Genomic DNA, 15,554 nt, shown 5'->3' on the forward strand with positions numbered 1-15,554 from the left:
TGCCGCGTTACGACTGCGCATGGCTTTGCTCCTGGTGTTCTGTACTTCGATGCTCTTGAATCGCCAATTTATTGGCTTTTTTCTCTTATCAAGCGTTTCACGCCTGTAACATCAGAGCTAAGAACAACTTTTCGAAAACCTCAGAAGAATTTTTCACATGGGTTATTCGGAAAAAATCTTATGAGTCATGTGAAAAACCGCACATTGTTTGAACGTGCAAGCCCTCGTATTTCCTGGGTATGGGCAGGAAAGGCGCTTGCAAACGAAGCCAGGTACGGTTTGTAGCAGTTAGGGCGGGGACCACCGCAGAAGGACAAGAAAACGCGTGGCCAGCATGACAGAAAATTGTCGCTGGCTTTTTGATGCCCAAACGCTACCAGTCCTTCTCGCACCCTTCGCAGCTTTCGTAGCGGCATCCGGATACAAGCGTGCCATGGCCTGTTCAGGTTACTTGCGTGTCGGTGGAACCGGCCGCGGACAGTGCAGTGGAGGAAGGACTCATGGCTACTTTGATGGGTGTCGTCAGCAAGGTAATCGGCGAAGTGTTTGCGGTAGCCGCCGATGGATCGCGTCGTCCTTTGGAACAGGGAGACAAGGTTTTTGTAGGCGAGCAACTGGTCACCGGCGCCAACGGCGCGGTGGCGCTGAAGGTCGCTGGCGGGGGGGAGATCACCCTGGGGCGTGACAGCTCCCTGCCGCTGACCTCGCAGATGCTCGCTGCTGCGCACCAGGCGCAGAACGGTGACGAGCAGGTGGCACAACAGCCTGCGCCGCCGAGCGCGAAAGACACCGCCGACGTCAAGGCCCTGCAGGCCGCCATCGGCGCGGGCGCCGACCCGACCCAGCAAGCCGAAGCCACTGCCGCAGGTCCCCAGGCGGGCAACGCCGCCAATGGCAAACCCGGTGGCGGGCACTCCTTTGTTCTGCTGACCGAAGTCGGCGGGCATATCGACCCGACCATTGGCTTCCCCACCGGGCCGATCGGCTCCGGGCCACTGCCCCTGCGCGAGTTCGACGGCGTTCCGCAGCCGCGAGCCGAGGCCGTTACGCCGCCGGAGGTCCTGCCGCCGGATGGCCAGCCGAGCGCTGGCCCCAACGGCCCTGGCACCGCCAACGTATTCGAGGCCGGTCTGCCCGGCGGGATTCCCGATGGTGCAGGCGAAGGCGCGACCTTCACCGGCAGCCTCGGCTACAACTTCGGTAGCGATGGAGTCGGCAGCTTCGCCTGGGGAACCGCAGGGCTGCCCAGCCTGACCTCAGGCGGTGTCGCCATCACCTACAGCGTCAGCCCCGACGGCCACGTACTGACCGGTAGCGCCAACGGCGCGCCGGTGTTCACCGTGACCCTCACCGATATCAATACCGGCGCCTTCGAAGTGACCTTGCTGCAGCCGGTGGATCATCCGGTCAAGGGCAGCGAAGACACCCTGACCTTCGATATTCCCTACACCATCACCGATGGCAACGGCACCCCGGCCAACGGAACCCTGACCGTGGGCATCGTCGACGATGCACCGCAGGCCGGCCTGTCCGCCGACAATGGCGTGGACGTGCTGCTGCAGACCCACGACGCCAACACCGCTGGTGCGGCCTTCGACACGTCCACCGCCGACTACAGCTCGGCCTTCCAGGTGACCGCCAACTACGGCGGCGACGGCGCCGGCAGCACCCAACTGACCTACAGCCTGAACCTGGTCGGCGGCAACGGCGCCAACTCGGGCCTGACCAGTGGCGGCGCCACTATCTACCTGTACAGCGTCGGTGGCGCCATCGTCGCCTCCACCTCCGCCAGCGCCGCCGGCATTACCGGCGAGAACACCGTGTTCTCGCTGTCGGTGAATGGCAGCGGCGTGGTTACCCTGACCCAGTACAGTGCCATTGACCATGCCTTGCCGGGCAGTGAAAGCGGTTATGCCAGCCAGACCGCAGTGCTCGATTCCGGCCTGGTGCAACTGCAGGGCAACCTGACGGTCACCGACCGCGACGGCGACAGTGCCTCCTCCAGCAGCTCCATCGACCTCGGCGGCCGGGTGAGCTTCACCGATGACGGCCCGACCGTCGCCGTAGGCAATACCGAAGGCCTGCATCTGACCGTGGACGAGACCAATCTCGGCCAGGACGCCACCAGCAGCGTGGCGGTGGGTGATCTGTTCGACGCCCAGTTCGGCGCTGACGGCGCCGGCACCATCACCTACAGGATCGGTACGACCGACAATACCGACAGCGGGCTGAAAGACACCGCCACTGGCGACAAGATCTTCCTGTTCAACACCGCCAACGGTGTCGAAGGCCGCGTAGGCGGCGCGAACGGCGAAGTCGCCTTCCGCGTGACCCTGGGCGAGGACGGCAAGATCACCCTCGACCAGGTGCGTGCACTGGTGCACCCGGACGCCACCGATGCCAACGACCCGCTGAGCCTGGGCGCCGGCAAGATCACCCTGACCGCCACCGTGACCGACGCCGATGGCGACCATCAGAGCGCCGGGCTGGACCTGGGCAGCAAGCTCACCTTCCTCGACGATGGTCCGCGCATCTCGCCGGTCGAAGGCGGCGATATCCACCTCACCGTGGATGAGAGCCAACTCGGTCAGGCTGCCACCAGCAACTCCGTCGCCGACCTGTTCAACGGCCAGTACGGTGCGGACGGCGCCGGCTCCATCAGTTACAAGCTCGAAGCCGCAGACAACACCGATAGCGGCCTGAAAGACACCGCCACCGGTGACCGGATCTTCCTCTACAACACCGCCAATGGTGTGGAAGGGCGCCTTGAAGGCACCAGCACGGTGGCCTTCCGCGTCACCATCGACGGTGACGGCAAGGTTACCCTGGAGCAACTGCGGGCCCTGGCCCATCCCGATGCCAGCGATCCCAACGATGCGCTGACCCTGGCCGGCAAGATCGCCCTCACCGCCACCATCACCGACAAGGATGGCGACAGCGCCACCGCGCAGATCGACCTGGGTGGCAAGCTGACCTTCCTCGACGACGGCCCGAGCATCACCCCGTGCCAGGACGCCGATATCAAGTTCACTGTGGATGAAACCCACCTGGGCGTAAGCGACACCAGCTCGATCACCGTGTCCGACCTGTTCACCTCCCACTTCGGCGCCGATGGCGCAGGCACCATCACCTACAAGCTGACGACCGAGGACGGCAAGGACAGCGGCCTGACCGATACCGCCACGGGCGAGAAGATCTTCCTCTACAACACCGCCAATGGCGTGGAAGGGCGGGTCGGCAGCAGTGCCGACGTGGCCTTCCGCGTGACCCTTGGCGCGGACGGCAAGGTCACGCTGGACCAGGTGCGCGCGGTGGTTCATCCGAACACCAGCGACGCGAACGATGGCGTCAGCCTCGACGCGAACAGCGTCACCCTGACGGCGACCATCACCGACAAGGACGGCGACAGTGCCCAGGCCCACATTGACCTGAGCGGCAAACTGACCTTCCTCGACGATGGTCCGAGCATCACGCCGTGCCAGGATGCCGATATCAAGCTGACCGTGGACGAAACCCACCTGGGCGTGAACGACACCAGCTCGATCACCGTGTCCGACCTGTTCACCTCCCACTTCGGCGCTGACGGCGCAGGCGCTATCACCTACAAGCTGACGACAGAGGACGGCAAGGACAGTGGCCTGACCGATACCGCCACGGGCGAGAAGATCTTCCTCTACAACACCGCCAATGGCGTGGAAGGGCGAGTCGGCAGCAGTGCCGACGTGGCCTTCCGCGTGACCCTTGGCGCGGACGGCAAGGTCACGCTGGACCAGGTGCGCGCGGTGGTTCATCCGAACACCAGCGACGCGAACGATGGCGTCAGCCTCGACGCGAACAGCGTCACCCTGACGGCGACCATCACCGACAAGGACGGCGACAGTGCCCAGGCCCACATCGACCTGAGCGGCAAACTGACCTTCCTCGACGACGGCCCGAGCATCACGCCGTGCCAGGACGCCGACATCAAGCTCACCGTGGACGAAACCCACCTGGGCGTGCCGGACACCAGCAGCGCCTCGGTCGCCGATCTGTTCACCGCCCACTTCGGTGCGGACGGCGCCGGCGAGATCACCTATAAGCTGGCCGGGGCCGACAACACCGATACCGGTCTGAAGGACACCGCGACCGGTAGCCGGGTATTCCTCTACAACACCGCCAACGGTATCGAGGGGCGCCTGGAGGGCAGCGGTACCGTGGCCTTCCGCGTGTCCATCGACGGCGACGGCAAGGTCACCCTGGAGCAGTTGCGCGCCCTGGCACACCCCAATACCAGTGACGCCAACGATGCGCTCAACCTCAGCGGCCAGGTCACCCTGACAGCGACCATCACCGACAAGGACGGCGACAGTGCCAGTGCCCATGTCGACCTGGGCAGCAAGCTGACCTTCCTCGACGACGGCCCGAGCATCGCCCCGTCGAGCATCTACGACATCAGCCTGGAAGTGGACGAGTCCGACCTCTCCAACGACGCCCGCGTCGAGTCCAGCCTGGTCTCGCTGCTGTTCGAGACGCACTTCGGCGCCGACGGTCCGGGCAGCATCACCTACAAGGTCAGCACGGTAGATGGCACCGACAGTGGCCTGAAGACCACCCAGGGCGAATCCATCCTGCTGTACAACGTCGACGGCACCGTGGTCGGCAAGGTCCAGGGCAGCGGCGCGATCGCCTTCGTGGTCAGCGAAGACCAGGGCGCGCTCATGCTCGACCAGCGCCTGGCGCTCAAGCATCCGGATACCAACGACGCCGATGACCCGTTGCGCCTGGAAAGCGGCAAGATCACCCTCACCGCTACCATCACCGATGGTGACGGCGACAAGGCTTCGGCCCATGTCGACCTGGGCAGCAAGATGGTGTTCTACGACGATGGCCCGCACATCGAACCGTGCACCACCGCCGATATCCAGCTGACCGTGGACGAGACCAAACTGGGTGTCGACGCGCAGGCGTCGGCGGGTGATGTCGCGGCACTGTTCACCGGCCATTTCGGCGCCGATGGCGCCGGCGGAATTACCTACAAGGTCACCACCACCGACGGCACCGACAGCGGCCTGAAGGACACCGCCACGGGCGGGAAGATCTTCCTCTACAACACCGCCAATGGTGTCGAAGGGCGCGTGGAGGGCACCAACCTGGTGGCCTTCAGCGTGAGCCAGCACAACGGAGTGATTACCCTCGACCAGCAACGGGCACTGGTACACCCGGTGGCCACCGATGCCAATGATCCGCTGAGCATCGGCGCCGACAAGATCACCCTCACCGCGACCATCACCGATGGCGACGGCGATCATGCATCGGCCAGCATCGACCTGGGTGGCAAGCTGACCTTCCTCGACGATGGTCCCAGCATCCAGCCGTGCACCGATGCCGACATCCGCCTGGAAGTGGACGAAAGCAACCTCGCCAGTGACGCGCGGGTCGAAGCGCCGCTGGTGTCGGAACTGTTCACCGCCAGCTTCGGCGCTGACGGCGCCGGGTCGGTCACGTACAAGGTCAGCACCGTGGACGGCACCGACAGCGGCCTGCGTGAAACCGCCGGCGGCGCGCGCATCCTGCTGTTCAACGACGGCAATGGCGTGGTGGGCAAGGTCGAGGGCACTGGCGCCATCGCCTTCGTGGTGCGTCCCGATGGCGGTGCGCTCACGCTGGACCAGCGTGTGGCCTTCATCCATCCCGATGCCCACAACGACGATGAAGCCCTGAGCATCGCCAGCGGCAAGATCACCCTGACCGCCACCATCACCGACAAGGATGGCGACAGCGACAGCGCTTCCATCGATCTGGGCAGCAAGCTGGTGTTCCACGACGACGGGCCGAGCATCGTGGCCAACCAGGCCGATGGCCCCGCCCTGGTGGTGGACGAGAGCAACCTGGGCGCCAATGCCAGCGCCAGCGTCAGCAGCCTGTTCACCAGCCACTACGGCGCCGATGGCGCGGGTTCGCTGGTGTACAAGGTGGTCGCTGCGCAGGATGGCAGCGACAGCGGCCTGCGCGTCACCAATGGCGACAAGATCTACCTGTACAACGAAGGCAATGGCGTGGTCGGCCGGGTCGGCGGGCAGAGTGGGGCGGTCGCCTTCACGCTGACGGTGAACAACGGCACTGTCACTCTCGACCAGCAACTGGCGCTCAAGCATCCCGATGGCAACAACCCGGATGATGCACTGAGCATCGCCAGCGGCAAGATCAGCCTGACGGCCACCATCACCGATGGCGATGGCGACTCCCACAGCGCCAGTGTCGAACTGGGCAGCCAACTGAGCTTCCATGACGACGGCCCGAGCATCACTGCCAGTGCGCAAGGTGCACCGGCCCTGGTGGTGGACGAGACCAACCTGGGTATCGACGCCAGCGCCAACATCACCAGTCTGTTCACCAGCAGCTATGGCGCCGACGGTGCGGGCTCGCTGGTATACAAGGTGGTCGCGGCGCAGGACGGCAGCGATAGCGGGCTGCGCGTCACCAACGGCGACAAGATTTACCTGTACAACGAGGGCAATGGTGTCGTCGGTCGAGTGGGCGGAGCCAACGGCGCCGTTGCCTTCACGCTGACGCTGAACAACGGCAGCGTGACCCTCGACCAGCAGATGGCGCTCAAGCATGCCGACGCCAGCGATCCCGATGATGCGCTGAGCATCGCCGACGGCAAGATCAGCCTGACCGCCACCATCACCGATGGCGACGGCGATTCGAAGTCCGCCAGCCTGGACCTGGGCAGCAAGCTCAGCTTCCATGACGACGGCCCGAGCATCACCGCCAATGCCACTGCGGCGCCGACCCTGATCGTCGATGAAACCCACCTGAACGTCGATGCCACCGCCAACTTCAGCACGGCGTTCACCGCCAATGCCGGCGCCGACGGCGGCAGCACGACCTACAGCCTGAGCGCGACCACGGGCACCCAGAGCGGCCTGCAGACCACCGACGGGCAGAACATCGTGCTGGTCAAGGTCAGCGCCACCGTGGTGGAAGGCCACGTCGGCAATGCCAGTGGCGCAACCGCCTTCACCCTGACGCTCGACAGCGGCACCGGTGTGGTCAAGCTCGACCAGCAACTGGCGCTCAAGCACCCCAACGCCAGCGACCCAAACGATTCGCTGAGCCTGGCCAGCGGCAAGATCGGCCTGGTGGCCACCGTGACAGACGGTGACGGCGACACGAAATCAGCGAGCATCGACCTGGGCAGCAAGCTCAGCTTCCTCGACGACGGCCCGACCGCGGTGGACGACTCGCCGCGCTGCCTGGTGCAGCAGGCGCCGCCGGCGGTGAACCTGACCCTGGTGGTCGACGTTTCCGGCAGCATGGCCGGCGACAAGCTGACCAATGCCAAGGCGGCCCTGGTCAACCTGGTGCAGCAGTATGCGGCCATGGGGATTGCCATCCATGTGTCGCTGTTGAGCTTCGCGGCCACTGCCAAGGACCTGGGCGACTTCAACTTCACCGGCACTTCCGACGCGCAGTACACGGCGCTGGTGAACAAGATCAACGGCCTCAGCGCAGACGGCGAGACCAACTACCAGGCTGCCCTGGACCTGGCCAGGACCAATGTCACCTCCGACATCACCGTCAGCGGCCATGATCCGGCGGCGATCAACCGGGTGTACTTCATCTCCGATGGCGAGCCGACCACCGGCAACACCAACTCGGCAATCACCCAGTGGAAGGCCTTCCTGGCCAACCCGGACGGCGACGGCAATGACGCCACCAACCATGTGGATGCCTACGCCGTCGGTCTGGGCGCCTCGATCACCGATGCCGACCTCAAGGGCGTGACCAACACGGGCGATCCGATCATCGTCACCAAGCCCAGCGACCTGACGGCCACCCTGCAGAACCTGGTGACCATCGACTCGGTGAGCGGCAACCTGCTGGCCAACGACGTGCCGGTCAGCGCCGATGGCACCGTGCGCATCACCCAGGTCGAGTTCGGCGGCGAGAAGTTCGCGGTGGATGCCGCGGGCAACCTCACCAACGAGAACCCCAACGCCACCACCGCGACCGGCAGCTACAACGCCAGCAGCGGCCTGCTGACCATCCAGACGGCCAACGGCACGCTGACCGTCTACCTCAAGGACGTGACCGGCCACCAGGCCGGCGACTACAGCTACGCCTCCAAGGCCGGCGTGGCGTTCCCGGAAAGCGGGCAGATCAGCGAGGTCTTCAAGTACACCATCGTCGATGGCGACGGTGACACCGCGTCGGCCAACCTCAACATCTGCCTGAAGTACGGCCAGCCGATCCTGGTGGTGGGCAGCAACAGCGGCGACGTGGATGGCTCGACCGTCCTGCACACCGTCCCCAGCCCGCTGGATGCGGACAAGGCCGGGCAGATCAACGGCAGCGGCGGCAACGACGTGCTGATCGGCGATGCCGGCGGGGTCTCGGTCTACACCCAGCCGGGCAAGAACTACAACATCTCGCTGATCGTCGATACCTCCGGCAGCATGACCGATGCCTCCGGTAGCGGCATGTCGCGCATGGCCCTGGCGAAGAACGCGCTGGTCAACCTGGTGAACACCATCAAGGGCCACGACGGCGTGATCAACGTGAGCCTGGTGTCGTTCAGCGACAGCTCCCACGTCACCACCTTCAATGGGCTGAGCGCCGCCAACGTGACTGCGCTGATAGCGGCCATCAACGCTCTGAGCGCCAACGGGGCGACCAACTACGATGACGCGATGAAGGCGGCCTCGCAGTGGTTCAACACCCAGGTGACCACCAACCATGCCGATGCGGCCCATGGCTACATCAACCTGGCGTTCTTCCTCACCGACGGCAACCCGACCGTTTCCAACAGTGATTCCAGTACGGGCAACACCACCAACTACGGCGACATCAACAATGCGCTGACCTCCGGCAATGACATGCTGCACCACGCAGGAGCCCTGACCGGCGACAACGCGGTGGACGTCAATGCCATCGGCATCGGCAACGGCATCAACAGCAACTACCTGAAGTTCTTCGACAACACCGACACCACGGGCACCGGCTCGGTCACCCTGGATGGCAAGACCATCACCGCCAGCGTCGGCGAGCCGCAGATCATCAACACCGCCGAGCAATTGCAGGCGGCGCTGCAGGAAGGCTTCAGCACCAGCACGCCGGTCACCGTGGGCAACGACCACCTGGTCGGTGGCTCGGGCAATGACATCATCTTCGGTGACGTCATCAACACCGATGCGCTGGCCTGGGCCGGGCATCCCGCCGGCAGTCACAACGGCCAGGGGTACCAGGGGCTGGTGGATTACCTGACCGCCACCAACGGCAGTGCGCCGACGGTCGCGCAGATCACCAACTACATCGTCCAGCACGCGGACCAGTTCAACGTCGCCGGCGATACCCGCGGTGGCAACGACATCCTCGAGGGCGGCGCCGGCAATGACCTGATGTTCGGCCAGGGTGGCAACGACAAGCTGATCGGTGGCCCGGGCGACGACATCATGTACGGCGGTACCGGCGCGGACGAGTTCATCTGGAAGTCGGGCGATACCGGGCACGACGTGATCAAGGACTTCAGCATCGCCGAAGGGGATTCGCTGAACCTCGCCGACCTGCTGCAGGGCGCGTTGCCCACCGCCGATTCGCTGTCTCACTACCTGTCCTTCTCGGTCAACTCGGGCACCACCAGCATCGCTGTCAGCCCCACCAGTGGCGGCGCCGCGACCCAGACCATCGACCTGGCCAACGTCGATCTCTCCGCCAAGTACGCAGGCCACGCCGGCAGCGGCGTGCTCTCGGCGGGAGATACCCACACCGTGCTCAACGGCCTGCTGGGTGACCACGCGATCAAGACCGACACCGTCTGACCGGCGCAATACCGGTCGAAACCGCCGCCTCCGGGCGGCGGTTTCGTTTGTGCCTGCCCAACGAGGGTGGGGGCACGGCTATACGGCTGGTGAATGATCGTCGCGGTGCTCCGTCAGTGGCGCTTATGCTCCACGCACACCTTCCTCAGTCCAACAACAAGCAACGAGGTTTCCCATGCGCGAAGTGGTGATCGTCGACAGCGTCCGTACCGGCCTGGCCAAGTCCTTCCGTGGCAAATTCAACATGACCCGTCCGGACGACATGGTCGCCCATTGCATCGACGCGCTGCTGGCGCGCAACAACCTCGATCCGCTGCTGGTGGACGACTGCGTGGTCGGCGCCGGCTCCAACGAAGGCGCCCAGGGCCACAACATCGGCCGCAATGCCGCGGTACTGTCGCGCCTGGGCACCCACGTCGCCGGCATGACCCTCAACCGCTACTGCTCCTCGGGCCTGCAGGCCATCGCCATTGCCGCCAACCAGGTGGCCTCCGGCTGCAGCGACATCCTGGTGGCCGGCGGCGTCGAGTCCATTAGCATGACCGCGGGCAAGATGAACCGTGACAACTTCGTCAACCCGCGCCTGGAGTCGGACTTCCCCGGCATCTACTACCCCATGGGCCAGACCGCCGAGATCGTCGCCCGCCGCTACAACGTCACCCGCGAAGCGCAGGACCTGTACTCGCTGCAGAGCCAGCAGCGCACCGCACGGGCCCAGGCCGAAGGCCTGTTCGACGACGAAATCGTGCCCATGAGCGTGAAGTACCTGGTGGAAGACAAGGCCACCGGCGAGAAGAAGGTGCTCGACGCCGTGGTGGATCGCGACGACTGCAACCGCCCGGAAACCACCCTCGAGGGCCTGAACTCCCTCAAGCCGGTATTCGCCGAGGATGGCTCGGTCACCGCCGGCAACGCCTCGCAACTCTCCGACGGCGCCTCGATGACCCTGATCATGACCCTGGAAAAGGCGCTGGAACTGGGCCTCAAGCCCAAGGCCTTCTTCCGTGGCTTTACCGTCGCCGGCTGCGAGCCGGACGAGATGGGCATCGGCCCGGTGTTCTCGGTACCGAAACTGCTCAAGGCCAAGGGCCTGCAGGTCGCCGACATCGACCTCTGGGAGCTCAACGAAGCCTTCGCTTCCCAGTGCCTGTATGCCCGCGATCGCCTGGGCATCGACAACGAGAAGTACAACGTCAACGGCGGCTCCATCTCCATCGGCCACCCCTTCGGCATGACCGGCTCCCGCCAGGTCGGCCACCTGGTGCGCGAACTGCAGCGGCGCAACCTGCGCTACGGCATCGTCACCATGTGCGTGGGCGGCGGCATGGGCGCCACCGGCCTGTTCGAGGCGGTACGCTGACCCAGGCAATACGGCCAGCGGCCTGCGCCGCTGGCTGATCGGCAGCGACCGCTCCACGCAAGCGGGACGAGGCCCAGGAGAACCCCCGGCGGCGACGCCGGGGGTTTTTCATGTCTGCTCCTGCACGACGAAGGACGAGCCGCTCAACGCCGCCACTTCCAAAATTTTTTCGCCCCTATACCAAAATCTGCCTATGGATCTATCGGCGCACTTGGCCCTTTGGAAATAGTGCCGTCGCAATCCGTCCCTAGCATGAACCTCGTTCCTTCACGCCGCGGCACACGCAGCGTGGACCACAAGAAAACGAGGTACCGCCATGCATCCCACCATCGCCGGCACACCGCTCAGCGTGCGCCACATCCGCAAGCGTTTCGGCCAGTTCGTCGCTCTCGACGGCGTGTCGCTGGACGTCAAGGCCGGTGAGCTGGTCTGCCTGCTCGGCCCCTCCGGTTGCGGCAAGACCACGCTGCTGCGCTGCATCGCCGGCCTGGAGCAACAGGATGACGGCAGCCTGCACCTGGGCGAGCGCGACGTGTCGAACCTGCCACCGCAGGCGCGGGACTACGGCATCCTGTTCCAGTCCTACGCGCTGTTCCCCAACCTCACGGTGGAACAGAACATTGCCTACGGCCTGACCAATGCATCCAAGGAAGAAGCCCGCCGCCGCGTCGCCGAGATGCTCGAACTGGTCGGCCTGACCGGCAGCGAGAAGAAGTACCCCGGCCAGCTCTCCGGCGGCCAGCAGCAACGCGTCGCCATGGCCCGCGCGCTGGCGCCGAGCCCGTCGCTGCTGCTGCTCGACGAGCCGATGTCGGCGCTCGACGCCCGTGTCCGCGAACACCTGTGCGGCGAGCTGCGCCAGTTGCAGAAGAGCCTGGGCATCACCACCGTCATGGTCACCCACAACCAGGACGAAGCCATGCTGATGGCCGACCGCATCGCGGTGATGAACCACGGGCGCATCGAGCAATACGGTACCGCCCAGGAGATCTACAGCACCCCGAGCACGCCCTTCGTCGCCGAGTTCGTCGGCCAGGGCAACTGGCTGCCCTTCGAGCGCGGCAGCGATGGTCACGCCCGCGTCGGCAGCCTCAACCTGCGCCTGCACAGCCAGGCGCAAAGCGCCTCGGGCCGGCTGTTCTGCCGCCCGGAAGCGATCAGCGTGAACCCTGCCGTACACCAGGAAAACCTGTTCCGCGCGCAGATCCGCGAGATTACCTTCCTCGGCAACCGCTGCCGCATGAGCTTCGAGCTGGAACAACTGCCGGGCCATGCGCTGCTCGCCGAGCTGGCGCCGGAAGACATGCCGCGCCTGGGCACCCCGGATATCTGGGTGTCACTCCCGCCGCGCAGCCTGCAGGTGTTCGCCTGAAATGGAAGCCGTGGTGAAGCACAGCCCGACGCTGTCCGTCGGCAAGATTCGCGGCGATCTGGGTGATCGCCTGTTCGTTCGTGGCGGCAAATACCTGCTGCTGGTCCTGCTGACCCTCGCGGTGCTGATGCCGCTGCTGGCCATCTTCTGGCGCGGCTTCAGCGGCGAGGCGGGGCAGGGCGGTGGCCTGGCGGCCATGGGCGAGCTGCTGCGCAGCGACAACTTCCACTGGCTGCTGGGCAACAGCCTGAAGGTCTCGGTGAGCGTGGCGTGCATCGTCGTGCCGGCGGCCTACCTGTTCGCCTATGCGCTGCAACGCACGCTGATCCCGGCCAAGGGTCTGTGGCGCGGGATTTCCCTGCTGCCGCTGCTGGCGCCGTCGATGCTGCCGGGTATCGCGCTGATCTACCTGTTCGGCAACCAGGGCCTGCTGCGCCACCTGCTGCCGGACAACATCTACGGCTTCTGGGGCATCGTCCTCGGCGAGGCGATCTACACCTTCCCCCATGCGCTGATGATCCTGCTGTCGGCACTGTCGCTGGCCGATGCGCGCCTGTTCGACGCCGCCTCCAGCATGGGCGCCGGCCCGTGGAAAGCCTTCCGCAGCATCACCTGGCCGGCCTCGCGGCAGGGGGTGTTCGCCGCCTTCTGCCTGGTGTTCACCCTGACCATCACCGACTTCGGCGTGCCGGTCGTGGTGGGCGGCGATTACCAGGTGCTGGCGCTGGAAGCCTACAAGGCAGTGGTCGGCCAGCAGCAGTTCGGCCGTGGCGCGCAGATCGGCATGATCCTCCTGCTGCCGGCGCTGCTCAGCTTTGCGGTGGATACCTGGCTGCGCCGTCGCCAGGGCGACGCCATGAGCGGCCGCGCGCAGGTCTATCACCCGAAACCCTCGCGTCGCCGCGATGCCGCCTTCCTCGCCATCGTCGTGCTGATCAGTACGGTATTGCTGGGCGTGCTGGGCATGGCCGTGTACTCCTCGCTGGTGAAGTTCTGGCCCTATAACCTCTCGCTGTCGCTGAACCACTACGACTTCAACACCACCGCCGGCGGCGGCTGGCTGGCTTACCGCAACAGCCTGACCATGGCCGTGTGCACCGCGATCATCGGCAGCGCGCTGATCTTCACCGGCGCCTACCTGATCGAGAAGACCCGCGAGCAGCGCTGGCTGAGCCAGCTGCTGCGCATGCTCTGCTTCGTGCCGATGGCCGTGCCGGGCCTCGTTCTGGGCCTGGGCTACGTGTTCTTCTTCAACCTGCCGGGCAACCCGCTGCACGTGTTCTACGGCAGCATGGCGCTGCTGGTGGTGTGCACTATCGCCCACTACCTGACCACCGCGCAGATGACCGCCACCGCCGCGCTGCGCCAGCTCGACGGCGAGTTCGAAGCGGCCGCGCTGTCGCTGAAGATGCCGCTGTGGCGCCACTACCTGCGCGTCACCGTGCCGATCTGCCTGCCGGCGCTGCTGGATATCACCCGCTACCTGTTCGTCTCGGCGATGACCACGGTCTCGGCGGCGATCTTCCTCTACAACCCGGACACCATCCTCGCCGCCGTCGCCGTGCTGAACATGGACGACTCCGGCAACGTCGGCGGCGCCGCCGCCATGTCCACCCTGATCCTGCTCACCTCCGCGGCCGTGTCGCTGCTGCTGGCCGGCGCCTCGCGCGGCCTGCTGCGCCGCTCCCAGGCCTGGAGGAGGGGCGCGAACCCGTAACACCGCTGGACGCTGTCGCCCCCGTTTCGGCGAGGGCTCAACCCCTGACAACACCCGCCCCGCGCGGGGAAAAAACACTGCCAAGGAGCTCCACATGTTCAAACGTCTTGCCCTCGCCGCCGCCGTGGTTGCCGGTTTCGCCGCACAGGTCCACGCCGCCGACACCGAACTGACCGTCTACACCGCCCTGGAACCGGAACAGCTGACCGCCTACAAGCAGGCCTTCGAAGCCGAGAACCCGGACATCAAGATCAAGTGGGTACGTGATTCCACCGGCATCGTCACCGCCAAGCTGCTGGCCGAGAAGGACCGCCCGCAGGCCGACGCCGTGTGGGGCCTGGCGGCTTCCAGCCTGGCCATCCTCGACCAGCAAGGCATGCTGGAGAAGTACGCGCCCAAGCACCTGGACGCCATCGGCAAGAACTACCGCGACCCGGCCAACCCGCCGGCCTGGGTCGGCATGGATGTCTGGGCCGCGACCATCTGCTTCAACACCGTCGAGGCCGAGAAACTGGGCCTGGAGAAACCGGTGAGCTGGCAGGACCTGACCAAGCCGGAATACAAGGGCAAGATCGTCATGCCGAACCCGGCCTCCTCCGGCACCGGCTTCCTCGACGTTTCCGCCTGGCTGCAGACCTTCGGCGAGAAGCAGGGCTGGGCCTACATGGACGCCCTGCACGAGAACATCGGCCAGTACGTCCACTCCGGCTCCAAGCCGTGCAAGCTGGCCGCCGCCGGCGAATTCCCGATCGGCATCTCCTTCGAGTACCCAGCCGTGCAGCTCAAGCGCCAGGGCGCGCCGCTGGACATCGTCCTGCCGAAGGAAGGCCTGGGCTGGGAAATCGAAGCCACCGGTATCGTGAAAGGCACCCAGCATGAAGCCGCCGCGAAGAAACTCGCCGACTTCTCCGCCAGCCCGAAAGCCATGGAGCTGTACAAGGAAAACTTCGCCGTGCTGGCCCAGCCGGGCATCGCCAAGCCGCAGACCGAACTGCCGGCTGACTACGAGCAGCGCCTGATCAAGAACGACTTCGCCTGGGCCTCGAAGAACCGCGACGAGATCCTCGCCGAGTGGCGCAAGCGCTATGACGGCAAGTCGGAGAAGGTTGCGCAGAAGTAAGGTTTGACACCGATGGCTCCCTCTCCCCAACCCTCTCCCTGAAGGGAGAGGGGGCTGTTCGGTGTGTTGGTTCGGTTTCAGCGTCTGCCTGTGCCTTTGATGGTTTCAGGATGAACTCAGGGTTTCTCTTCGCAGAGGAGAGCTCCCTCTCCCCTCAGGGAGAGGGCGGGGGAGAGGGGCTC

At 65.4% G+C, this 15,554-nt stretch carries 5 protein-coding genes; all 5 read left to right on the forward strand.

Going from position 1 to position 15,554, the window contains the following annotated elements:
* Positions 1-500: 500 nt before the first annotated feature.
* Positions 501-9,803 carry a retention module-containing protein gene (locus tag RS899_RS04515; RefSeq protein ID WP_315809188.1) on the forward strand — a complete coding sequence of 3,101 codons (9,303 nt, stop codon included), beginning with the start codon at positions 501-503 and terminating at the stop codon, positions 9,801-9,803.
* A gap of 175 nt (positions 9,804-9,978) precedes the next feature.
* Positions 9,979-11,163 (forward strand): thiolase family protein, encoded by a 1,185-nt coding sequence (locus RS899_RS04520; RefSeq protein ID WP_054908208.1) that lies wholly within the window; start codon positions 9,979-9,981, stop codon positions 11,161-11,163.
* A gap of 316 nt (positions 11,164-11,479) precedes the next feature.
* Entirely contained in the window at positions 11,480-12,535 is a 1,056-nt protein-coding gene (locus tag RS899_RS04525) for a putative 2-aminoethylphosphonate ABC transporter ATP-binding protein (protein ID WP_054908209.1), read from the forward strand.
* A gap of 1 nt (position 12,536) precedes the next feature.
* Entirely contained in the window at positions 12,537-14,252 is a 1,716-nt protein-coding gene (locus RS899_RS04530; protein WP_054908210.1) for a putative 2-aminoethylphosphonate ABC transporter permease subunit, read from the forward strand.
* 94 nt (positions 14,253-14,346) lie between these two features.
* Positions 14,347-15,372: a putative 2-aminoethylphosphonate ABC transporter substrate-binding protein gene (locus tag RS899_RS04535; protein ID WP_037012373.1), complete on the forward strand. Its 1,026-nt coding sequence runs from the start codon at positions 14,347-14,349 to the stop codon at positions 15,370-15,372.
* Positions 15,373-15,554: the final 182 nt, after the last annotated feature.

Source organism: Pseudomonas sp. C9-3, assembly GCF_032392015.1.
In the GTDB taxonomy this organism is placed as follows: domain Bacteria; phylum Pseudomonadota; class Gammaproteobacteria; order Pseudomonadales; family Pseudomonadaceae; genus Pseudomonas; species Pseudomonas nitroreducens.